This is a genomic window from Burkholderia sp. Bp9012 (genome assembly GCF_003853825.1).
In the GTDB taxonomy this organism is placed as follows: Bacteria; Pseudomonadota; Gammaproteobacteria; order Burkholderiales; family Burkholderiaceae; genus Burkholderia; species Burkholderia diffusa.
Genome location: NZ_QTQA01000001.1, coordinates 317,135 through 340,402, shown reverse-complemented (window position 1 = coordinate 340,402; position 23,268 = coordinate 317,135). Strand labels below are relative to the sequence as shown.

At 67.9% G+C, this 23,268-nt stretch carries 18 protein-coding genes and 1 riboswitch; of the genes, 2 read left to right on the top strand and 16 right to left on the bottom strand.

Annotated features, from left to right (window positions below):
- Nucleotides 1–74: 74 nt before the first annotated feature.
- Nucleotides 75–177, bottom strand: a riboswitch (Fluoride riboswitch).
- 60 nt (nt 178–237) lie between these two features.
- The 15 genes from DIE11_RS01525 to andAc form a co-directional block, all read right to left on the bottom strand.
- The gene (locus DIE11_RS01525) at nt 238–1,257 is read right to left on the bottom strand and encodes a chemotaxis response regulator protein-glutamate methylesterase (protein ID WP_124621066.1); all 1,020 of its coding nucleotides are present in this window, start codon (nt 1,255–1,257) and stop codon (nt 238–240) included.
- The gene (locus DIE11_RS01520; protein WP_059601599.1) at nt 1,254–3,569 is read right to left on the bottom strand and encodes a hybrid sensor histidine kinase/response regulator; all 2,316 of its coding nucleotides are present in this window, start codon (nt 3,567–3,569) and stop codon (nt 1,254–1,256) included. The genes DIE11_RS01525 and DIE11_RS01520 overlap by 4 nt, the downstream gene beginning before the upstream one ends.
- Nucleotides 3,566–4,270, bottom strand: coding sequence for a chemotaxis protein CheW (locus DIE11_RS01515; RefSeq protein ID WP_124621241.1), 705 nt, complete (start codon nt 4,268–4,270; stop codon nt 3,566–3,568). The genes DIE11_RS01520 and DIE11_RS01515 overlap by 4 nt, the downstream gene beginning before the upstream one ends.
- Nucleotides 4,271–4,315: 45 nt before the next feature.
- The gene (locus DIE11_RS01510) at nt 4,316–5,731 is read right to left on the bottom strand and encodes a CheR family methyltransferase (protein ID WP_124621064.1); all 1,416 of its coding nucleotides are present in this window, start codon (nt 5,729–5,731) and stop codon (nt 4,316–4,318) included.
- Complete coding sequence (locus tag DIE11_RS01505; protein WP_409364559.1) at nt 5,728–6,237, bottom strand: chemotaxis protein CheW; 510 nt, start codon at nt 6,235–6,237, stop codon at nt 5,728–5,730. The genes DIE11_RS01510 and DIE11_RS01505 overlap by 4 nt, the downstream gene beginning before the upstream one ends.
- A complete protein-coding gene (locus DIE11_RS01500) occupies nt 6,237–7,913 on the bottom strand; it encodes a methyl-accepting chemotaxis protein (protein ID WP_124621060.1) in 1,677 nt (558 codons plus the stop codon). The genes DIE11_RS01505 and DIE11_RS01500 overlap by 1 nt, the downstream gene beginning before the upstream one ends.
- Nucleotides 7,914–8,034: 121 nt before the next feature.
- The gene (locus tag DIE11_RS01490) at nt 8,035–9,168 is read right to left on the bottom strand and encodes a hybrid sensor histidine kinase/response regulator (protein WP_059601589.1); all 1,134 of its coding nucleotides are present in this window, start codon (nt 9,166–9,168) and stop codon (nt 8,035–8,037) included.
- Between the two features lie 470 nt (nt 9,169–9,638).
- Nucleotides 9,639–11,222 carry a Na+/H+ antiporter gene (locus tag DIE11_RS01485; protein ID WP_124621056.1) on the bottom strand — a complete coding sequence of 528 codons (1,584 nt, stop codon included), beginning with the start codon at nt 11,220–11,222 and terminating at the stop codon, nt 9,639–9,641.
- Between the two features lie 245 nt (nt 11,223–11,467).
- On the bottom strand, nt 11,468–12,901 hold the full coding sequence (locus DIE11_RS01480; protein ID WP_124621054.1) for an aldehyde dehydrogenase family protein: 1,434 nt from the start codon (nt 12,899–12,901) through the stop codon (nt 11,468–11,470).
- Between the two features lie 29 nt (nt 12,902–12,930).
- Complete coding sequence (locus DIE11_RS01475) at nt 12,931–14,571, bottom strand: acetolactate synthase large subunit (RefSeq protein WP_059601583.1); 1,641 nt, start codon at nt 14,569–14,571, stop codon at nt 12,931–12,933.
- A 441-nt stretch (nt 14,572–15,012) separates the two neighbouring features.
- A complete protein-coding gene (locus DIE11_RS01465; RefSeq protein ID WP_124621052.1) occupies nt 15,013–16,299 on the bottom strand; it encodes a DUF445 domain-containing protein in 1,287 nt (428 codons plus the stop codon).
- Nucleotides 16,300–16,466: 167 nt separating this feature from the next.
- Nucleotides 16,467–17,687, bottom strand: coding sequence for an anthranilate 1,2-dioxygenase system ferredoxin--NAD(+) reductase (gene andAa / locus DIE11_RS01460; RefSeq protein ID WP_124621051.1), 1,221 nt, complete (start codon nt 17,685–17,687; stop codon nt 16,467–16,469).
- The gene (gene andAb, locus DIE11_RS01455; RefSeq protein WP_124621049.1) at nt 17,677–18,003 is read right to left on the bottom strand and encodes an anthranilate 1,2-dioxygenase ferredoxin subunit AndAb; all 327 of its coding nucleotides are present in this window, start codon (nt 18,001–18,003) and stop codon (nt 17,677–17,679) included. Before andAb ends, andAa begins: the two co-directional genes overlap by 11 nt.
- 16 nt (nt 18,004–18,019) lie before the next feature.
- The gene (andAd, locus tag DIE11_RS01450; RefSeq protein ID WP_059601577.1) at nt 18,020–18,508 is read right to left on the bottom strand and encodes an anthranilate 1,2-dioxygenase small subunit AndAd; all 489 of its coding nucleotides are present in this window, start codon (nt 18,506–18,508) and stop codon (nt 18,020–18,022) included.
- Nucleotides 18,505–19,794 carry an anthranilate 1,2-dioxygenase large subunit AndAc gene (andAc, locus tag DIE11_RS01445; protein WP_124621047.1) on the bottom strand — a complete coding sequence of 430 codons (1,290 nt, stop codon included), beginning with the start codon at nt 19,792–19,794 and terminating at the stop codon, nt 18,505–18,507. Before andAc ends, andAd begins: the two co-directional genes overlap by 4 nt.
- Before the next feature lie 212 nt (nt 19,795–20,006).
- Here andAc and andR point away from each other — a divergent pair, with 212 nt between their 5' ends.
- A complete protein-coding gene (gene andR, locus DIE11_RS01440; protein WP_059601572.1) occupies nt 20,007–20,963 on the top strand; it encodes an anthranilate 1,2-dioxygenase regulatory protein AndR in 957 nt (318 codons plus the stop codon).
- A 173-nt stretch (nt 20,964–21,136) separates the two neighbouring features.
- Here the strand turns inward: andR and DIE11_RS01435 are convergent, their stop codons facing one another.
- Nucleotides 21,137–22,027 carry a LysR family transcriptional regulator gene (locus DIE11_RS01435; protein WP_059601570.1) on the bottom strand — a complete coding sequence of 297 codons (891 nt, stop codon included), beginning with the start codon at nt 22,025–22,027 and terminating at the stop codon, nt 21,137–21,139.
- 91 nt (nt 22,028–22,118) lie between these two features.
- Here DIE11_RS01435 and DIE11_RS01430 point away from each other — a divergent pair, with 91 nt between their 5' ends.
- The gene (locus DIE11_RS01430; protein WP_059601568.1) at nt 22,119–23,252 is read left to right on the top strand and encodes a muconate/chloromuconate family cycloisomerase; all 1,134 of its coding nucleotides are present in this window, start codon (nt 22,119–22,121) and stop codon (nt 23,250–23,252) included.
- Nucleotides 23,253–23,268 lie beyond the last annotated feature (16 nt).

Below are 23,268 nucleotides of genomic sequence, written 5' to 3'. Positions count from 1 at the left end.
CCAGATTCGACGGGACATCAAAACCTGGGCGGCAGAATACCGCATGGACGGCCTGCGACCTCCTGACAACCCAGGAACACGCAGGCATCATCAGCCGGGTCACCGGCGGTTGAGGGCCGAGCCGCGCGCGACGCGCCGGGATCGACCGCAGGGAGGCATGCCATCTCCGCAGGCGGCAATTGTACGCGACGCCGCGCGGCGCACGCAATGCAGCCCCGCCGGGGCCGCCACGCGCCGTCAGTCGCGCGGCATGCGCGTCACGCGCGAGATCAGCTGCGGCGCGATTCGCTCGAGCGGCAGGATCGCCGATGCGGCACCGATCGCCGCGGCCGCCTTCGGCATCCCGTAGACGGCGCTCGTCGCCTCGTCCTGCGCGATCGTGTAGCAACCCTTCGCGCGCATCGCCTTCAGCCCCAGCGCCCCGTCGCGGCCCATTCCGGTCAGCAGCACGCCGAGCGCGTCGCCCTGCCAGCCGTCGGCGACGCTGTTGAAGAACACGTCGATCGACGGCCGGTACGGCGTCTCGGCCGGATGCCGCGTATAGCCGAGCACGCCGCGCGGCGACATGTACAGGTGATCGTTGGTCGCCGCGAGCAGCACCTCGCCCGCCCGCGGCACACTGCCCTCCCCCGCGACACGCACGGGCAGCTGCGTATAGCCGTCGAGCCACTCCGCCATGCCGACCGCGAACGCCTGGTCGACGTGCTGCACGATCACGAGTGCAGCCGGAAAATCGGCCGGCAGCGCACGCAGCAGCGCGGTGAGCGCGGTCGGCCCGCCCGCCGACGCGCCGATCGCGACGAGCGTCGGCAGGCCGCGCGTGGGGGCCGGGCCGGGCGGCACGAGCGTCACGGTCCGGCTTTCGAGCAGCCGGCCGATCTGGTCGATCTTCGCGAGCAGCGCCTGCGGCGACGCGTCGGTCGACAGCCCGAGCGCGAGCGTCGGCGTGTCGACCGCATCGAGCGCGCCGGCACCCATCGCCTCGTAGACCGACGACGTGTTCGCGCTGACGCTGACCGTCACGATCAGGATCGCGCACGGCGCGCGCGCCATGATCTGCCGTGTCGCCTCCACGCCGTCGACCTTCGGCATCACGAGATCCATCAGCACGAGATCGGGCGGATGGGCAATGCAGAAATCCACGGCCTCGTCGCCGTCGGTCGCGACCCACAGCACGCGGTGGTCCGTGCGCAGCGCGAGCACGCGGCGCAGCGCCTCGACGGCCAGAGGCAGATCGTTGACGATGCCGATGTTCATCCGCGTGCGTCCCCGATCAGGTCGTGCACCGCATCGAGCAGCGCCTCGTCGTGGAAACTGCTCTTCGCGAGGTAGTAATCGGCGCCGGCATCGAGCCCGCGCCGGCGATCCTCGTCGCGATCCTTGTACGACACGATCATCACCGGCACGCGCTTGAGCATCGGGTCGTTCTTGATCAGCGTGACGAGTTCGATACCGTCCATGCGCGGCATGTCGACGTCGGTGACGACGAGATCGAACGCGTCGCTGCGCACCGCGTTCCAGCCCTCCATCCCGTCGACCGCGACCGTCACGTCGTAGCCGCGCTTTTCCAGCAGCTTGCGCTCGAGCTCGCGCACCGTCAGCGAATCGTCGACGACGAGCACGCGGCGGCGGCGATCGACGAGCGCGAGTTGCGGATCACGCGTGAGCCGCGCGAGCTGCCCGCCACGCACGAGCTTGTCGACCGAGCGGATCAGGTCCTCGACGTCGACGATCAGCACCGGGTCGCCGTTCTCGAGCAGCGCGCCGGCCGCGATGTTCTGGATCTTGTGCAGGCGGCTGTCGAGCGGCTGCACGACGAGCATCCGCTCCCCGAGGAAGCGGTCGACCGCGACGCCATACAGCTCGGGTTCACCGCCGACGACCACGACCGCCGTGCTCGTGCGGGCGACGTCGGGCTCGCCCGCGTCGAGCAACTGGTGTGCGGCGACGAGGCCTGCGCGCCGGCCGTCGAACGGGAAATGCGGCTGCCCTTCGAGCACGTCGATATCGTCGTGCGCGAGTTCGAGCGTGCGGCGCACGTGCGCAAGCGGAAACGCGTACGGCTCGCCGCCGACCTCGACCAGCAGGCTGCGGATCACCGACAGCGTGAGCGGCAGCTGCAGCACGAAGCGCATGCCCGCGCCGGGCTCGTTGAAGATGCGCACCGCGCCGCGCACGCCGCGCACCATTTCCTGCACGGCGTCGAGGCCGACGCCGCGCCCCGACACGTCGGTCACCGCATCGCGCATCGAGAAGCCCGGCAGCAGCAGGAATTCGAGCAGTTCGGGATCGGACAGCCGCGCGGCCGTCTCGTCGTCGGTCAGGCGCTGGCGCACGACCGCCGCGCGCAACGCGTCCATGTCCACGCCCGGCCCGTCGTCGATCACGCTGACGAGCAGCGAGCCGGCGCTGTGGCGCGCCTCCAGGGTGACGCTCGCCTCGGCCGCCTTGCCGCGCGCCCGACGCGCGTCGGGCGATTCGACGCCGTGATCGATCGCGTTGCGCAGCAGGTGGCCGAGCGGCGCGTCGAGCAGGTCGAGGATGTCGCGATCGACCTGCGTGCCTTCGCCGACGATCGAGAAACGCACCTGCTTGCCGAGCGAGCGCGCGAGATCGCGCACGATGCGCGGATACGCGCGCGTCGCGTCGCCGAACGGCCGCATCCGGCATTGCAGCGCCTCGTCGTACAGCTGCTCGGCGATATGCGTGCTGCGCCGCTCGAAGCGATCGAATTCGTCCATGCGCTCGGCGAGCGAGCGCTGCAGGTCGTTGAGCATGTGCCGCACTTCGTTCACCGACGCGAGCACGCCCGCGTCGAGATCGTCGGCAAACTGTTCGTACAACAGATCGAGCGACCGGGCCGCATCGCGCTGCGCGCGCTTCACGCGCAGCATCGACTCCGCGAACGGCTTGAGCCAGCGCGATTCGACGAGCGACTCGCCGGACAGGCTCAGCAGCCGGTTCAGCGTATCGGCCCGCACGCGGCGCATCGCGCCCGCGCCGGCCGCGCGGCCCGCCTGGACCGGATCGGGCACGGCCGCCGACACCGCGAGCGGCGGCACCGCGGCGCCGGCCCCCACGGATTCGTTCGCGGCGCCGTCGTGCTCGCGAAGCGGCACGACGAACGGCGGTGCCGGCGGCGGCGCGAACGCCGGGGCCGAGGCCGGCATCGCGTGCGCGCCGTCGGCACCTGTCAGCGCCAGCGCGAACGCCTCGATCTCGGTCGACGACACGGGCTGCGCCTCCGGATCGGCGACGCGCACCAGCAGGTCGACGCCGGCGAGCAGCACATCGATGTGCGTGGCCGTCAGCGCGATCGTGCCGGCCTGCGCGGCGACGAAGCATTCTTCCATGCGCCCCGCGATGTCGACACCGAGCGGCACGCCGACGATACGTGCGGCACCCTTCAGCGAATGCGCGGCGCGCATGCACGCCTCGAGCGCGACGGAGTCGGGCTCGCCCGATTCGAGCGCGAGCAGGCGTTCCGACAGCGCCTGGGTCTGCGTGCGCGTCTCCTCGCGATACAGCTCGAGCAGCGACAGGTGGCTCAGATCGTCATCGCCGCTCATCGCATGCTCCGTGTCACGGCGTCGAACAGCCGATCGTCGTCGAGCAGGCCTACCGACTTGCCACGCCACGACAGCACGCCGCGCGACAGGCCGGCGCTCGCGCGCCCAACCGTCGCCGGCACCGGCACCCATTCGGATGCGCCGAAGCGCAGCACGCCCTCGACTTCGTCGACCGGAAACACGACCGGCTCGCCCTGATGCGCGGCGACCAGCAGCCGCGTGAAACGGCCGTCGCCACCGCCGTTGCCCCCCTTGCCCGCGTCAAGGCCGAGCAGCGCGCCGATCGCGATCGCGATGCGCAGCGTGCCGCGAATGTTGACCACGCCGCGCACGGCCGAATGCCGGCGATACGGCAGCGAATGGATCGGGCGCGTGCCGGCGATCTCGCGCAGCACACCGATCGGCAGCGCGAGCCATTCGTCGGCGACGCGAAACACCAGCGCTGCCTGGCATGTATCGTCTTTGCCGTGCGCGCGGGTCGCGTCGAACGCGCTGATCCGCTGCGTGGCGTCGGCCATCTCGGCGATGGCGAGCGGGCGTTCGAGCAGCTTCGCCGCGTGATACGCGTAGACCGGACAGTTCAGGCAGCGCAGGCAGTCGGCCAGCCGCTCGCACGAGCGATCGCCGCGTGTGCCAATCCGGTTCCAGCAATCGTCGACGCCGATCGTCGTGTCGTCAGTGGCAACGGCGTCGCGGTTCATTCTTTCCTCGGTCATCCCGATGTCGGCTCCCAACCCGTATTCTCGTTATCCGGCCGAGCGCCGCGCACGCTCGAGCAGCCATCGCGCGCCCGCGCCGTCGCCGCCGACGTCGAGCAAGGTCGCGAGATGCGTCAGCGCTTCGTGGTGCGTCGGCCGCAGATACAGCGCCTTCCGGTAGAAGTCGCCCGCTTCCGCGACGCGCCCGCGCGCATCCGCGATCAGCCCGTTCAGGTAAAACGCGTCGGCGTGCGGCCCGGCGTGCGCGGAGAACTGCGCGAGCACGCGCTCGGCCTCGTCGAATGCGCCCGCATTGGCCAGCGCCTGCGCTTCCTCGAGCGTCGGTGCGGCGCTGTCGGCGACCGGCGCCCCCTTCGCGGGCATCTCGGCCACGTTGGCCACATGCGCCGGCGAGTCGACGCGCCAGTCGGCCCGCGGCTCGGGCGCCGTCGGGCGCTCGGCCGGCGCGAACGCGGCGCGCGACGGCGCGGCATCGCTCCACGTCGGCGGCACGACGGCCAGCAGCGGGCGCGTCGCGGCCGGCGGCACCACAGCGAAGCGCTCGCCGCGCCAGTACGGCGCGATCGCGGGCATCGGTGCCGCATAGCCGTCCGCCGCGGCACCACCGCGCGCGCGATGAAACGCGAACGCCAGCGGCACGCGCGCCGAGCGCATCCCGTGCCGCATCGCGACGCCCGTTTCGGCGGGGCCGACGAACAGCATGCCGTCGTCGGCGAGCGAGCTTTCGAGCGAATCGATCACGCGGTCCTGGGCGTCGCGGTCGAAATAGATCAGCACGTTGCGGCAGAACACGAAGTCGTAGCGGATGCCCGTGTCGAAGCCCGGCTCGACCAGGTTCGCCTGGCGAAACTGCACGCACGCGCGCACGCGCTCGTCGAGCAGCCAGCCGTCGGCGACCGGCGTGAAGTAGCGGCTGCGGAACTCGGTCGTCGTGCCGCGAAACGCATTGCGCCCGTAGCAGCCGAGCCGCGCCTGTTCGATCGCGCGCGCGCTCAGGTCGATCGCGTCGATCGTGAAGCTGGCCGGATCGAGCCCGGCGTCGAGCAGCGCCATCGCCGCCGAATACGGTTCCTCGCCGGTCGAGCACGGGGCGCTCAGCACGCGGATCACGCGCCCGGGCATCGCGGCAAGCCGCTCGGCCGCGAGCCGCGCGAGCGTCCCGAACGCCTCGCGATCGCGGAAGAACCACGTCTCCGGCACGATGAACAGTTCGATCAGCGCGCGCCGCTCGTCGGCCGACGCGTTGAGCTGCTGCCAGTAGGCGTCGAGCGCTTCCGGCGTGACGGGCGGCCGCGCCGCCGACGGCAGCCGCTCGCCGTCGCCCTGCAGCGCCTGCACGCGCTCCGTCAGCGCGCGGCTCAGGAAATCGTTGCCGAGCGAATCGGGGTCGATGCCGGTCTCGCGCAGCAGCCAGCCGCGAAATCGCGAATCGGACTCTCTCATGCGGTTGCCCCTCCGTGGCCCGGCAGGTCGTCGAACAGATACAGGCGCGCCACGTCGTCGATCAGGTCGGACACCGAGACCTGCTGCACGATCCCGTCGGGCGTGTTCGCGACGCGCCCGAGCCAGCGCGTGCGCGCGGTCGATACGCCGCTTGCGCGGAACGCGGTGCGGTCGATCCGCAGCGTCTGCGTCGCGCGTTCGACGATCAGGCCGATCACGCGATCGCGGTCGAGCTGCCCGACGCGATAGCGAGCCATCACCAGCCGCGTCGAGCGCAGCGCATGCGCGCGCCGTCCGAGCGCCAGCATCGGCACGTCGATCACGGGCACGGGCTGACCGCCGCGCATCAGCAACCCGGCAATCCATTCGGGCGCGCCGGGTACAGCCTTGGTGGTCGCAAGCGGCAGCACCTCGTCGATGTCGGCCGCATCCAGCGCATAGCGCTCGCCGTCGAGCTCGAACATCAGGAACAGCGCGTGCGCGCCGCCGTGCGCCTCGGCGCGCATCACGCGTCGACCTTGAAGCGCGACACGCTGGTGCGCAACTGGTTCGCGACGAGCGTCAGGTCGTCGATCGCCTGCGACGACTGGCGCAGCGATTCGGCCGTCTGCTGCGCGGCTTCCGACAGTTGCGACAGCGCCTGCGTGATCTGCTCGGCACCGTTCGCCTGGGTCTGCATCCCTTCGTTGACCATCTGGAAGCGCGGTGCGAGCGTCTGCACCTCGGCGATGATCTGCGACAGCTGCCCGCCGACCTGCTGCACGTCGAGCATCCCGCGGCGCACTTCCTCCGAGAACTTGTCCATCCCCATCACGCCCGCCGACACGGCCGACTGGATCTCCTTCACCGTCTGCTCGATGTCGTACGTCGCCACCGCCGTCTGGTCGGCGAGGCGGCGGATCTCGGTCGCGACGACCGCGAAGCCGCGGCCGTACTCGCCGGCCTTCTCGGCCTCGATCGCCGCGTTCAGCGACAGCAGGTTGGTCTGATCGGCCACCTTGGTGATCGTCGCGACGACCTGGTTGATGTTCAGCGCCTTCTCGTTGAGGATCGCGAGCTTCGCGTTCACCGAACCGGCCGCGTCCATCACGCTGCGCATCGTCTCGCCCATCCGCGTGAGGCCGCTCTGGCTCACGCCCGCGAGCGTCGCCGACTGCTCGGCCACGCCGGCCACCTCGTTCATCGTGCGCAGCAGGTCGCGCGACGTCGCGAAGATCTCGCGCGAGGTCGCACCGATCTCGGTCGTCGTCGCCGCGGTCTCGTTCGCGGTCGCCTGCTGCTCGCGCGACGTCGCCGCGATTTCGGCGACCGACGTCGTCACCTGAAGCGACGACTGCTGCGCGCGCGCAACCAGCTCGGTCAGCTCGTCGGCCATCCGGTTGAAGCCCGACTCGAGCGTGCCGAACTCATCGCGGCGGCGCAGGTCGAGGCGGCGCGTCAGGTTGCCGGTGCGCATCACGTCGTGCACCTCGACGAGCCGCGCCATCGGCACGGTGACGGAACGGTACAGCCCGTAGCCCAGCCCCAGCGCGGACAGCAGCACGATCGCCAGGGCGGTCGCGAGGACGATCTCGGTGTCCTGCCCGGATTGGCGGATCAATTTCGCCGACTGGTCGGCGAACTTGCGGTTTTCCTGCACCAGGATATTCGCGTTGCGCACGACCTCGGCCCACGCAGGCTGCACCTTCGCATAAGCGGCGACGGCCTCCTCGCGCGACACGCGGCTCTTCTGCACCGCGTCGTTCAGCAGCGGCAGATAGCGGTCGAAGGCACCGCGAAACGCCGCGAAGCGCTGGCGGTCGTCATCGCGGAACGTCGTGTTCTGGTAATCGACCGACAGCGACTCGACCTCCTTGAGCGTCTCGCCGATCCTCGCGAAATCACGCTGCACGAGTTCGGGATCGGTATCGACGAACGTCGCCTGCTGCAGCATCGCGAACGATTCATTGACCGTCCCGCGCAGCGACGCCGCCAGATACACGCCCGGCAGCGAGTCGCGTTCGATGCTGACGGCCTCGGCGTTGATCGCGCGCAGGCGCTCGTAGGACACGCCGGCCGTCACCAGCATCAGCACGAACAGCACGCCGAAGCTGAACAGGATACGGTTGCCGAGCGTCAGCCGGGCGGCGCCGATCGTCGGGTGCAGGCTTTCATTGGTCGCGCGGGGCGTCACGGTGGCCATGTTCGTTATGGGCTTTCTAAAATCAGCGTTGAAAAAAACCGCGCCCGCCCGCGCGCCGGACGGCGCGCCACGAGCGCATCGGGGTCTCTCGGGCAGCGCGGCACCGGGCCGCGCCGCGAAATCATCGGTCCGCTTGCGCCGGCAGCCGAAGCGCGACCATGAAGCCGCGCACCGTATTGCGCATCAGGATCTGGCCGCGATGCCGCGCGGCCGTCGCGCGGACGAACGCAAGCCCGAGGCCGAAGCCGCTGCGCGCCGCGCCATGCACGGATTCGAGCCGCACGAACGACTCGGTCGCGGCCGTGCGTTGCTCGGGCGCGATGCCGGAGCCGGCGTCCTCGACGCCGATCAGCCACGCACCGTCGTCGTCGCTCAGCGTGCAGTGCACGTCCGTGCCGGCCGGGCCGTACTTCAGCGCGTTGTCGATCAGGTTTGCGACCGCGCGCGTGAGCATCATGCGGTCGCCCATCGTCACGCACTCGGTGTCGGGCACGTGGGCAACGACCCGGCTGCCGAATCCGGCCGCCTTCTCCCACAGCTGGTCGACAGCGTCGAGCACGATCTCGTTCAGACTCAGGACCTCGTGCGCGCGGCGTTCCGACTGCGCGCGGGTCAGGTGGATGAAGCCGTCCGCGAGCGCGAGCGCGCGCCGTGCGTGGCCGGCAATGCGCTCCATGATCGGCGGCATGTCGCCGTGCTCGGTCCGGTAGACCTCGAGCAGCGCGAGGATCGACGTCTGCGGCGAACGCATGTCGTGCGACAGGAAATCCAGCGCTTCGTCGCGCTGGCGCGACATCAGGTACGAATTCGAGTGATAGCGGATGCGCGCGGTCAGCTCCATCGCGTCCGGGAGCTTCACGAGGTAGTCGTTCGCGCCGGCGATGAACGCCTCGCGCTTGACGATCGGCTCCTCCTTCGCCGACAGCACGATGATCGGCACGCGTGCGGTCTCGGTGTTCGCGCGCCACGCGCGAACGAGATCGAGGCCGTCGATTTCCGGCATCACGAGATCCTGCAGGATGACCGTCGGCTTCACGTCGCGCGCGACCGCCATCGCCCGATGTGCGTCGGTGCACACATGCAGGTCGATATCGTGCTCGCTGCGCAGCGCGCGGCGGATCACCTCGCCGACGAATGGCTGATCGTCGACGAGCAGAACCGATAGCCCGGACTCGAGACAATCCAGCGCATTTTCACCGCCGGATTCTTTCATAAATACCGTTTCAAACGCCAAATCTCCAATTGATTCTTTCATAGGAGTTGTTTATCCGACTTGGACGCCATCTTAAATATGGCGGCGAAGAAATCCGCCTATTGCTGCCGATCTGGCCTGTCGGCATTGCCTCGCGGGGATCCGAACGCCGATTTCACCCCGACGACGGTCGCATTACCTCCGCGCGCTTTCTCTCAATAAAGATAACCGGCTGATTCTAAATGAAATTAGAACACAGCATCTATCTCCTTCCGGTTTAGTTTTGCCAAATATGGTGAAAGAGCGGGATTCAGTTAAATCAGATCATTTCCGGACGCGAAAGACGATAACGTTTGCGCAGCCGGCGCCGCGAGGTTTGCATGCGCTGCAAGCCGTCGTATCGAACGTTTTGGGGCCGGATTCCGATGCGATGGAATCGGCAGAGATGGAGGGGGAAAATCGCGCGCCGCGACCGGATCGGCGCGACGCGAAGGCTCGCGGCACCGCGCGCCGAACCCGATTTGCGCGGCCGGTTACCCGCGCGCGTGCTGCGCGGACACTTCCTGCAGGTCGAGATCGCGCTCGAGCATGTGCAGCATCTCGTCGTGAATGCGGCCAGAACGATGCAGGCGCAACAATTCCACACGCCCGGCCTTGATCGCGGCCAGCACGACGTCGTAGTGCGCGATGCGTACCTCCGCCGGATAAGCAGGCTCGTTCTTCGCCCGCTCGGTCAGTTCCGCGCGATACGTGTATTGCTCCAGCAGGCGCGGGTGAATCACCTTGCCGCTCTCGTCGCGCACCAGCGGCTGGATCGCCGCGAGCTGCGCAGCCTCGATATGCGCCCACGCCTGCGGCTCGGTCAGGTGATGCGCGGCGCGCTCTTCGCGCTGAGGCAGGCGCAGCAGCCGGATCAGCGGCCCGATGGTCGTGCCCTGCATGAGCACGGTGACGAGGATCACCGCGAACGACGCGACCAGGATCACGTCGCGGCCCGGCATCGCCTCCGGCAATGACAGCGCGATCGCCAGCGTCACGACCCCGCGCATCCCGGCCCAGCTCATGATCGTCGCGGCCTTCCAGTCAGGTGCGGCACCACGCCGAATGATCCCGCGCACCGGCATCTTCAGCGCCTCGACCGCATAGATCCACACGAAGCGCGACACGACCACCGCCACCAGCACCGCGAGCACCGGCGGGACCATCGTCGCGAGCACCTGCTCGAAGCCGCCGAGCCGGTGGATCGCACCGCGCAGCGACAACCCGATCAGCACGAACACCAGCGCTTCGAGCAGGAACACGATGACCTGCCAGAACGCGGTGCCGCGCGTGCGCACGGCCGCCGAGAACACCTCGTGCTGATGCCAGCCGACGATCATGCCGGCCGTGACCGTCGCGATCACGCCCGACACCTCGACCATCTCGCCCGCGATGTACGCGATCCAGCCGGCGATCACCGCGACGGTGATCACCAGATAGTCGTCATCGAGCAGCTTCAGGAACCACACGACGAGCTTTCCCACCAGGAAACCGACCACGACGCCGCCGAGCCCGAGTTCCGCGAAGCGCACGACCGCGTGCTCGAGGCTGAACGCCCCCGTCAGCGCGGCGGCGACCGCGAAGCGGAACAGCACCAGGCCCGCCGCGTCGTTCAACAGGCTTTCCCCTTCGAGCAGCACCATCAGCCGGCGCGGCAGCGCGACGCGTTCGAGCACCGCCTTCGCGGCCACCGCGTCGGGCGGCGACACGATCGCGCCGAGCGCGAAGCACGCGGCCCACGGCAGCGACGGCACGACCCAGTGCACGGCGAAACCGACCGCGAACGTCGTAAACACCACCGCGCCGATCGCGAGCATCAGGATGCCGCCGACGTTGTGCTTGAACTCCTCCCACACAGAGAAATACGCGCCGTCCATCAGCAGCGGCGGCAGAAACACGAGCAGCACGAGTTCCGGATCGAGGTTGATCGGCGGCAGGCCGGGAATGAACGCGATGCCGATGCCGCCGATCAGCAGCGCGGCCGCGGGCGGCAATCGCAACCGCTTGGCGATGCATTCGAGCGCGACGATCGCGAGGAATGACAACAGAACCAGTTTGAATGCCGAGACGGGGGACATGAATCGACCTCGTGAAGAATGAATGCGCACGCCAGCCGGTGTCGTACCCCGGTTGGCCAATTCGCGCGATTACATCACGATGCGATGCGCGCAGTCGAGCGCGTTCGGCGAGCACGGCACGCGGTGCCGTCACGATGGCGCACCGCGCGGGCGGCGCCGCGCCCGTCGGTGTGCGCCGAAACGAAAACGGCACGCGGGCCTGCGTGATCGCCTGCCCGCGTGCCGTCATGCCGCATCCCTTCGCGCTAGCGGCGCCTCACGACCATCAGGCGCGGCTCGGTCATGTCCTCGATCGCGTAACGGATCCCTTCCCGGCCGAGCCCCGAATCCTTCACGCCGCCATACGGCATGTTGTCGACGCGGAACGACGGGACGTCGTTGATCACGACGCCGCCCACCTCCAGCTCGTCCCACGCGCGCTGTGCATGCGCGAGCGAATCGGTGAACACGCCGGCCTGCAGCCCGAAGTCGCTGTCGTTGACGCGCGCGAGCGCATCGTCGAAGCGCTCGAACTTCTCGAGGATCGCGACGGGACCGAATGCCTCCTTGCGGTACAGGTCCTGTTCGCGACCGACGTTTTCCAGCAGCGTCGCCTCGAACATCGCGCCGTCGACCTTGCCGCCCGCGACGATCTTCGCGCCCGCCGCGACGGCCGCCTCCATCCAGCCGGACAGCCGGCGCGATTCGGATTCGGAGATCATCGGGCCGACGAACGTCGACGGATCCTTCGGATCGCCCATCTTCAGCGAACGCGTCTTCGCGATCAGCTTGTCGCGCAGCGCGTCGTACAGATCCGCATGCACGAGGATCCGCTGCACGCCGATACAGCTCTGGCCCGACTGGTAATACGCGCCGAACGCGAGACGCTCGACCACGTAGTCGAGCTGCTCGCGCTGATCCGCGTCGACGATCGCCGCCGCGTTGCCGCCGAGCTCCAGCACGACCTTCTTCTTCCCGGCCTTCTCCTTCAGCGCCCAGCCCACGGCCGGCGAACCCGTGAACGACAGCAGCTTGAAGCGCTCGTCGGTCGTGAACAGGTCCGCGCCGTCGCGATGTGCGGGCAGCACCGAGAATGCCCCCTTCGGCAGGTCGGTTTCGGCGAGCACCTCGCCGATGATCAGCGCGCCGATCGGCGTGCGGCTCGCGGGTTTCAGCACGAACGGACAGCCTGCGGCCAGCGCGGGTGCGACCTTGTGCGCGGCGAGGTTCAGCGGGAAGTTGAACGGCGAGATGAACGAGCACGGGCCGATCGGCACGCGCCGCGTATAGCCGGTGTAGCCTTGCGCACGTGCCGAGATCTCGAGGTTGATCACCTCGCCGTCGATGCGCACCGACTCCTCGGACGCGACGCGGAATGTATCGATCAGCCGCGTCACCTCGCCCTTCGAATCGTTGATCGGCTTGCCGGCCTCGATGCACAGCGCCTCCGCCAGCTCGTCGAAGCGCTCGCGAAAGCGCGCGACGCAGTGGTCGAGCACCGCCTGACGCTTGTAGGCCGGCAACTCGCGCATCGGCTTCGCGGCGCCGACCGCCGCGCCGATGGCCGCATCGATCGCCTTCGCGTCGGCGAGCGCGACGCGCGTCGCGACCTTGCCGCTGAACTTGTCGGTCACTTCCAGATCGGTGTTCGCGTAGACGGCTTCGTTGGCGAGGTAATACGGATAGGTTTCCTTCAGCATGGAACGACTCCTTCCTGTGAACGGGGAATTCAGAGTTGCGCGGACAACCGCTTGATCTCGCGGTTCAGCACGCGCTCGTTGTCCGAATAGTCGATCGGCACGTCGATCACGTGCACGCCAGGCGACGAGAAGCACTCGCGCAGCAGCGGCTCGAGATCGTCGGCCGCTTCGACGCGATGCCCGTGCGCGCCGTAGCTTTGCGCATACGACACGAAATCGGGGTTCTGCAGCGTCATCGCGAAATCGGGGAAGTTCATGTTCTCCTGCTTCCAGCGGATCATCCCGAAGGCATCGTCGCGCAGAATCATCACGACGATGTCGAGCTTCAGCCGCACGGCGGTTTCGAGTTCCTGCGAATTCATCATGAAGCCGCCGTCGCCGCACACGGCGATCACCTTGCGCTGCGGATGCACGATCTTCGTCGCGATCGCCGACGGCAGGCCCGCGCCCATCGACGCGAGCGCGTTGTCGAGCAGCAGCGAGTTCGGCTCGTGCGCACGCCAGTAGCGCGCGAACCAGATCTTGTACATCCCGTTGTCGAGGCAGACGATCCCGTCGGTCGGCAGCGCGTTGTACAGGTCGTTCACGATCCGCACCGGGTACATCGGGAAGCGCGGGTCGTGCTGGCCCTTCGCCAGATGCGCGTCGAAATGCTCCTTGATCATCGCGAAGCGGGCGAAATCCCAATGCGGCTGCGGCGCGATCGCCTCCTTCATCTGCCACACCGCGTTCGCGATGTCGCCGACCACCTCGATCTGCGGGAAGTAGACGGGATCGACCTGCGCACCGAGGAAGTTCACGTGGATCACGGTCTTGTCGTCCGTGCGCATGAAGAACGGCGGCTTCTCGATCACGTCGTGGCCGACGTTGATGATGCAGTCCGCATGCTCGATCGCGCGGTGCACGAAGTCGCCGTCGGACAGCGTCGCGTTGCCGAGCCACAGCGGATGCGTTTCGTCGATCACGCCCTTGCCCATCTGGGTCGTGAAGAACGGGATGCCCGTCTTGTCGACGAATTCGAGCAGCATCTTGCAGGTCGTCTTGCGATTGCCGCCCGCGCCGATCATCAACAGCGGGTGGCGCGCGGCCTGGATCGCGTCGACCGCGTGCGCGACCGCCTTCTCCTCGGCCACCGGCCGCCGGCTGTAGCTGCGCGGAATCGGCTTGCCGTCGCCCTCCTCGTGCGCGATGTCCTCCGGGAGTTCGAGGTGCGCGGCGCCCGGGCGCTCCTCCTCCGCGCGACGGAACGCCTCGCGTACCGCCGACGGAATGTTGCCGATCGACACGATCTGCCGCGTGAACTTCGTGAGCGGCTGCATCATGCCGACGACGTCGACGATCTGGAAGTGACCCTGCTTGCTGGACTTGATCGGCTTCTGCCCGGTGATCATCAGCATCGGCATGCCGCCGAGCTGCGCATAGGCGGCAGCCGTCACGAAGTTGGTCGCGCCCGGCCCGAGCGTCGCGAGACACACGCCGGTGCGGCCCGTCAGGCGGCCGTAGGTGGCGGCCATGAACCCGGCCGCCTGCTCGTGCCGGGTCAGCACGAGCTTGATCTTCGATCGCCGCAGCGATTCGAGCAGATCGAGGTTCTCCTCGCCGGGGATGCCGAACACGTACTCGACACCTTCGGCTTCCAGCGCCTTCACGAACAGATCCGATGCTTTCATGGGGGACTCTCGGTTGATGCCGCCTGCCCGGCTTACGGGCGCGCGACGTTCAGAACGCGCGCCGGCCTACGGCACGCGGACGCTTTACCTACTGGACACTGACCACGGCACTGCCCGCCGCGCAACGCACGGCGGCGCCTCCCTGTGCAGGAGGACAAACGGATTCGCCCGCGCGCGGCAAGCACGCACGGGCGGCAAGGACGTTTTTGATTGTAGACGGATTCGCGGAATTCCGACTTCGGCCGAATGGCCGGGTCCGGCCGCGCGAAAGGATCGGCCTGACGGCCAATTCGACGTCAAACGGCGCGCGCGGCCGTACCGTATTGTCGGAGGCACACCGATTTCATTCACCCAACATGTAAACCATGGCTTACATACTGCGACCCATGCCCTGCCGTGCGCCACGCTCAGCGTCCGGAAAACCGACCGGCCGCGTCCGCATCAATGCAGCCACGCCGCCGCCCAGCGCGGCACCAGCGAGACCAGATACAGCCCGAGCCCGATCAGCCCGCCGACCAGCGTGCCGTTGATGCGGATGTACTGCAGGTCCTTGCCGATGTTCAACTCGATCTGCCGCGACATCTCGCGCGCATCCCAGTTGCGCACCGTATCGCGGATGTGACGCATCAGGAAATCCGCGAAATCCGGCGCCATCTCGTGCACGGCCTTCTCGATGTGCTCGTTCAGCGACGCACGCAGCGCCGGGCTCTGCGCGAGCCGCGCGCCGAGCCAGCCGCCGAGCGTCGCGGCCTGCCGGTGCAGCGTCGAATCGGGCCGCGCGAGATCGGCCTTCAGCCATGCGCGCAACTGGTCCCACAGATCGCGTACATAGTCATTGAACGCGTCGCCGTCGCGAATGTAGCGCTTGATCTCGTCACCCTTCGCGATGAACGCAGGGTCATGCTTCAGCCGCTCGGTGAGCCGCACGACCGTGCGGTCGAAGCGCTGCCGCAACTCGTGCTCCGGATCGGCCGCCACGCCCTCGAGCACGCGGCTCACCGCGCTCGCCAGCATGCGCGCGCCGTTCTCGCCGAACCACTGCGTCGGCATGATCTTCTCGACCTTCGGGTATTGCGTCTTCAGCCATTCGACGATGAAGCCCGCGATCACTTCACGGTTCTCCTCCTTGTCGAGCACATCGACCACCTGCTCGATCGCATCGTCGAGCAACGCCTGGTGGCGGCCGTCCTTCGTCAGCGTGTCGAGGATAGCGCCCAGCGATTGCGACAGGTCGATGCGGTCGATCACCGCGCGGAACGCGTCGTGGACGAACGACTGGATCCGCGCATCGTCGGTCATGTCGAGCGCGAAGCTCATCAGCTTCGTCACGTAGCCGCCGAGCGCGTCGGTGTTCGCGGGCTCGCCGAGCCATGCGCCGAGTTTCCGTGCGGGATCGTGCTGGCGGATCTGCGCGACGAGTGCGTCGGGACCGAGGAATTTCTCGCGCACGAACACCGCGAGGTTGTCGGCGATCTTGTCCTTGTTCTTCGGGATGATTTCGGTGTGGCGCGACACGAACGGAATCGGCACGCGGCGAAACAGCGCGACGACCGCGAACCAGTCGGCGAGCGCGCCAACCATCGCGGCCTCGGCCACCGCCTTGAAACCGTCGACCCACGGGTCGCGCGGCAGCAGGATCGTCGTGACGAATACCGCGACTGCGGCCAGCAGCAGCCATAGCGCGCGGCGCTTGCTGCGTTTCAGTTCGAGGGCTTTGTCTGGCGTCATGGGCGACCGGTGAAACGGCAATGCCGCTAATATGCACCGATCGCCGGCCTGCGACAAACCCGCGCGCGTTGCCCGAGCCGGAAAGGTTGTCCGGAACAGGTCACGCTCGACGTTTCAGCTACCCGGCGCGAACACGGCCGCGCGGGCCGCGTTCGCGCGCTGCTGCGTCAGAGAAAGGTCTTCAGGTTCACCGCCGGATCGGCGAGCTTCGCCGGATCCGGCACGGCGCCCGCCGCGATCAGGCGTCGCGATGCGCCGATGTCGCGCCCCAGGTTCGCCGCCGCCACCGCAGCGATCTTCCCGTTTTCGTCGAGCCCGAACACCGTGAACGGCCCGCTCGCGGGATCGCCACGCACGACGATCGTTCGCTCGCCGCCGAACAGCCCGAGCATCTGCAGGTTGCAATCGTACTGATCGGACCACAGCCAGGGCAGCTCGGCATACGTTTCGTCCGCACCCAGCAGGTTCGCGGCCGCGACCGCCGGCTGATTCTCCGCGACCTGCCACGACTCGATCCGCACGTGACGCCCGAGCAGCGGATTGAAGTGCATCGTCACCTCGCCCGCCGCGAAGATCGCGCGATCGGCCGTACGGCATCCCGCATCGACACGGATACCGTTGTCGACCTCGAGGCCGGCCGCCTGCGCGAGTTCGACGTTGGGCACGACGCCGATGCCGACCACGACGATATCGGCCTGAACGTCGCCGCGATCGGTCTCGACGATCGCGCCGCCGCCCGGTGCGCGGCGAATCGCGCGCGGCAGCGTCGCCATCTGGAAGACCACGCCGCGCGCGTCATGCAGTTGCCGCGCATACGCGCCGACGACTTCCGGCAACGCACGCTGCAGCAAGCGCGCAGCCGGGTCGATCACCGTCACGTCGCAACCGAGCTGGCGTGCCGCGGCCGCCACCTCGAGGCCGATGAAGCCGCCGCCGAGCACCGCCACGCGGCGCCCCGGCGCGAGCTGCGCACGCAACGCACGCGCGTCGGCAACGGTGCGCACGTAATGCGGGACGATGCCTTCGTCGACCGGCCCGCCGAACGCACGCACGCGCGAACCCGTCGCGAGCACGAGGCGGGCGAACGGCAACGTCGCGCCGTCGTCGAGCCGCACACGCTGCGCATCGCGCTCGATCGCATCGACGCGCGTGCCGAGCCGCAGCTCGATGCGCTGCGCGTCGTACCATGCCGCATCGCGGATGAACGCACGCTGCTCGCCGCCGTCGCCCAGCAGCGCGTCCTTCGACAGCGCGGGCCGGTCGTACGGCAGTTCGCGCTCCGCGCCGATCATCACGATGCGTGCGTCGGCGTCGCGCGCGCGCAGCGCCTCGGCCGTGCGCCGCGCCGCATGGCCGGCACCGACGATCACGAACGGGTCAGCCGACATTGACTTCCACCTGACCTTCGACGATCCGGATCGGATAAGTCCGCACCGGCTCGGTGATCGGCGCGCACTTCGGCGCACCCGTGCGAATGTCGATCAGCCCCTGGTGCAGCGGGCATTCGACGCAACCGTCTTCCACATAGCCTTCGGACAGCCGCGCGTGACCATGCGAACAGAGGTCGTGCATCGCGAACAGTTCGTCGCCGATCCGGAACACCGCGATCGGCTTCTGGCCGGCGACGCGCGCCGCCGGTTCGTCTTCGGAGAATTCGTCGAATGCGCCCAGCGGATGCCATTCGGCGAGCGTTGCTTCGGTCATGTCGTTTCCTTGGCTGTCAGATCGGGGTGGCGAGCAGCGTCTGCACGCGCGACGTGTCGTAGATCACGCGCTTGGTCTTGTAGCGCAGCCCGTCGGGCGTGCGCACGACCGTGTCGTAGTACTTGCCGGCCTGGTACACGTTCGATTCGCCGTTGCTTCGCGTCTGCACGACCACGTAGTTGCTCTCCGTGTCGATCTCGCCGTCGCGCTCCGCAACGATCGTGAGCCCCGACGTCATGTGCCGGTACGTGTGCTCTTCAAAGATGTTCGCGTGCCGCAGCGACACCACGCGGTCGCGCAGCATGCGCTGGTTCGTGCAGTGGACGATCCCGACCGGCAGCCCGAGATCCGCGTTCTCCTTCGGCACGATCTCGTACGTGCAGTCCTCGGTGAACATTTCCGGCCAGTGTTCGAGCCGGTCGTTGTCGAGGTGGCCGATGTAGCGGTTCTGGAGCATGTAAATCTCGAACCACGTCTTCATGTCTTCCGTCAGGTTTTCCATCATTGCGCGCTCCCGCTTCGATAGCCCATCAGCTTCTGGTACCCGACCCAGAACTTGCGGATCAGGCTTTCGGTGATCACCGTGTCCTGCTGATCCGGGTTGCCGCGCGACATCTCGATCACCGACGTCGCGTCGGCGTCGCGCACCGTACCGCGCTGCACGAGCTCGGTCGCTTCCGTGTCTTCCATCGAGATATAGCCGGCCGGCCCGACCAGGTTCGCCTGCTTGATGCGCAGCGCGCGCAGCTCGGGCGTGTCGTCCGCGTAGCCGAAGAAGTGGAAGATCAGCTCGAAGTTGTCCGGCCCCTTCGGCAGGATCTGGCGCGCGACCAGCGTGTTGTGGATCTGCTGGATCACGAGCTGCGGAAAGATCGGCTGGATATGGTTCGTGCAGTCCTCGTCGTATTCCGACACGAGATCGAGGATCGATTCGTCTTCCAGATGGAAGCCCTCGTCGAACGAGCGGATGTTCTGCTGCTTGTACGCGGCCGACGTGTCGTCGTTCGTCTTCGTCACCGTGATGATGCTGTGCAGCCCGTGGTTCGCATCCGGAATCGAGCGCGCCTTCATCCCGACGCGGAAGATGTTGAAGGTCGTATGGAACAGGTGCAGCATGCTCGCGTGATACGGATCCTTCACGTTCTCCATGTACAGCTTCCAGTTCGACTTCGAATACTGGCGCGTGCAGCCGAGATACTCGATCGGCTTGTGGAAGATCCGGTCGATCCACGGACGCATCTGCTCGCCGAGATAGTCGGGCAGCGGCGCCACTTCATCGCTGAACGTCGCGAACACGAGCCCGCGATAGCTGTCGACGCGCAGCTTGCGCAGCCCGTGCTGCTTCGGGTCGAAGTCGGCCGGCATCCCGGTCATCCCCTTCTGGCCGCGCCGGAACGGCACGCCGAGCAGGTTGCCCTGGTTGTCGAAGCTCCACTGGTGATAGACGCACGTGTGCGAGCTCGCGTTGCCGCGCGACTTGCGGCACACCTGCGCGCCGCGGTGCGCGCAGCGGTTCACCCATGCGGACAGCGTGCCGTCCTCGGTGCGCGTGACGACGACCGGCGTGTCGCCGACGAACGTGCTCTTGAAGTCGCCGGCGTTCGGGATCTCCGCTTCCAGCGCGACGAAGTTCCATGTCGGCCCGCGGAAGATGCGTTCCTGCTCGCGATCGTAGACCGCGCGCGAGCTGAACACCTTGTACGGCACGCGCGAGCCGTCGTCGTGCGGAAAGCGCACATCGGACGCGTCGTCGCGCGCGGCGAATACGACGGGCGATTCTGTCTGCTCCATGTCGGACTCCTTCTGGTTCCGTTTCGTTGATTGCATGGAGCCGATTTTTGAAAAGCTAAAATTCGGCGTCTATCCGGAAAGTGCGATTGCGGCGGCGCAATATCCACTTTCGGCGGATTTCTGCGCTAGCATGGCGACACACGCGACCCGAGCGCGATCCCGACCCATTCGTCGGATCGAAGCGCCCGTCGTTCATACCAAGGCTGATGCCCATGTCCCCAACGTCGTTCGAGCCGCTTGCGCTGCGTGCGCACCGGCTGTTCGAATCCCGCGATCTCGACGAGACGCGCGAGCGGATCTCGCGCGTGATGCAGCCGCACGCGCTGCTGCCGAGCGGCCGCGTGCAAGGCGCATCGCATATGGATTTCGTGCGGCTCGGCGGGCTCGGCATCGGCACCATCGCGTTCGGCGACGCGATGCGCGTGCAGGTCGACGCCGTCGACGGTTATTACCTGCTGATGTTCTGCCTGTCCGGGCAGGCGGAAGTCCACGCGATGGGGCGCCGGCTCGGCGTCGACGGGCAGACCGGCGTGCTGTGCGCGCCCGGCGAGCGCTTCGACGCGGTGCTGTCCGCCGATTGCGAGCAGTTCGTGCTGCGCATCGATGCCGCGACCGTCGGTTCGCTGACCGGCGACCCGCGCGCGATGCTCGATCCCGTGCTGCACATCAGCGATGCCGCGCTCACCGCGTGGCGCCAGCAGCTGATGCTCGTCGCCCGCTCGCCGGCGCTGCTCGAACGGGCGAACGCGAACCCGCGCGTCGCGTCGCAGCTCGAGCATCTGCTGATCGATTTGCTGATCGAAGGCCACCCGCCGTCGGTACCGAGCGCGCGCCAGGATCCCGCGCCGGGCTTCGTGCGGCGCGCGCAGGAGTTCGTGAACGCACACTACGCGCAGCCGTTGCAGCTCATCGATATCGTCCAGGCCGCCAACGTGCCGGAGCGGACACTGCGTGACGCCTTCCTGCAGTTCCGCGGAATGAGCCCGATGCAATACCTGCGCGCGACGCGACTCGAGCATGCGCGGGAGTTGCTGCGCGGGTCGGTGTCCGAGCGACGGATCGCCGATATCGCGCTCGATTGCGGGTTCACGCACCTCGGGCGATTCGCGATCGCGTACCGGGAGAAGTTCGGCGAATCGCCCTCGGAGACGCTCGACGGGAAGCGGTAAGTGGCAAGTGGTAGCGGGGACGCCGGGTTGCAGGTTGCCGGCCGGGTCGGCTTGCCGGCTCGCTGTCCGCCTGCATCAGCGGCAGATGACATCGCATCGCGACACCCGCTCCGCATTCGCCTTGGCGCGCCGAATTTGACCGTTAGTTGCAATCAATACGGAAACGACCGTCCCTACGCTGCCGGCGCAATCATCTCCCGCGCGATCGCGCAGAACGCGGTCGTCGCGGCGCTTTCGCCGTGCAGCCGGCGGCTCATGATGATCGGCGACGTCGCCGTGGGTTCCGGCAGCCGCCGGTAGACGACGCCCTTCACGCGCACGCCTTCCACGCTCTCCGGCACCAGCGACACGCCCACCTGCGCGGCGACGAGCCCGAGCGCCGTCTGCAGTTCGCGCACCTCGTGCACGGCCGCCGGCACGAGCGCGCCGTCGCGCAGCGCGGACAGCTGCTGGTCCGCGAAGCTCGGCCGCGGCGTGCTCGGATAGACGATCAGCGTCTCGTTCGCGATGTCCGCGAGCGTCAACGGCCGGCCCGGATCGGCGAGCGGATGCCCGACCGGCAGCGCCGCGATCAGCTTTTCCTCGATCAGCGCCTCGCGCACGAGCTGGTCGTCGTCGAAGCGCAGGCGGCCGAAGCCGACGTCGATCCGCCCGCCCTTCAGTGCCCCCAGCTGCTCGAGCGTGAACATTTCGATCAGCGACAGCTCGACGCCCGGGTGCGCCTCGCGAAACGCGCGGATCACGTCCGGCAGCGCGCCATAGAGCGTAGACGGCACGAAGCCGATCACGATCCGCTCCGACAACTGCGCGAGCCGCCGCGTCAGCGGGCCGAGCTCGTCGGCCTGTTCGACGACGCGCGTCGCCTGCGCATAGAATACGCGGCCCGCGTCGGTCAGCTTCAGCGGCCGCGCGCCGCGCTCGAACAGCGGCAGCCCGACCTCGTCCTCGATCGCCTGGAGCTGACGGCTCAGCGGCGGCTGCGTCATGTGCAGGCGCTCCGCCGCCCGCGTGATGTTCATTTCCTCCGCGACGGCGATGAAATACCGGAGCTGGCGCAATTCCATTTCATGCCTCAAAGGTATGGAAGTAGTCGGAAAGAGTGTTGGACGCCGCTCGGCGGAAATTCCTACCATGTGCACCAACAGGAGGAATCGCATGATAGCAACTACCGCCACCATCGAACGCGTCGAGACGCTGCTCGTCGACGTGCCGACGATCAGGCCCCACAAACTGTCGGTCGCCACGATGAATTGCCAGACCCTCGTGCTGGTCCGCGTTCGATGCACGGACGGTATCGAGGGCGTCGGCGAGGCGACCACGATCGGCGGTCTCGCGTATGGCGAGGAAAGCCCCGAGAGCATCAAGGTCAACATCGACACCTACTTCGCGCCGCTGCTGCAGGGCATGGACGCGACGCGCCCCGGCGCCGCGATGGCGCGTGCGCGCAAGCTGTTCCAGGGCAACCGGTTCGCGAAATGCGCGCTCGAGACCGCACTGTTCGACGCGCAGGCGCGCCGCCTCGGCGTGCCGCTGTCCGAGCTGTTCGGCGGCCGCACGACCGATGCGGTCGACGTTGCGTGGACGCTCGCGAGCGGCGACACGCAGCGCGACATCGCGGAAGCCGAGGCGATGCTCGACGCGCGCCGCCATCGCGCGTTCAAGCTGAAGATCGGCTCGAACGCGGTCGACGACGACGTCGCGCACGTGATCGCGATCAAGCGCGCGCTCGGCGAGCGCGGCGACGTGCGCGTCGACGTGAACCAGGCATGGACCGAAACCGACGCGATCCGCGCGGGCGCCCGACTTGCGGAGGCCGGCGTGAGCCTCGTCGAACAACCGATCGCGGCGACCAACCGTGCGGGGCTGAAACGCCTCACGCAGCTCGCGCAGATTCCGATCATGGCCGACGAGGCGCTGCACGGCCCCGTCGATGCATTCGCGCTCGCGCAGGACCGCGCGGCCGACGTGTTCGCGGTGAAGATCGCGCAATCGGGCGGCCTGCTCGGTGCGGCGAGTGTCGCATCGATCGCGTCGGCCGCCGGCATCGACCTGTACGGCGGCACGATGCTCGAAGGCGCGGCCGGCACGATGGCGTCCGCGCAACTGTTCAGCACGTTCGGCTCGCTGAAATGGGGCACCGAGCTGTTCGGCCCGCTGCTGCTCACCGAGGAAATCCTCGTCGAGCCGCTGCGCTACCAGGATTTCAAGCTGCACCTGCCGGCGACGCCCGGCCTCGGCATCACCTTCGACTGGGCCCGCATCGAACGGATGCGACGCGACGCCCGCTGATCCCGCATGACACGAC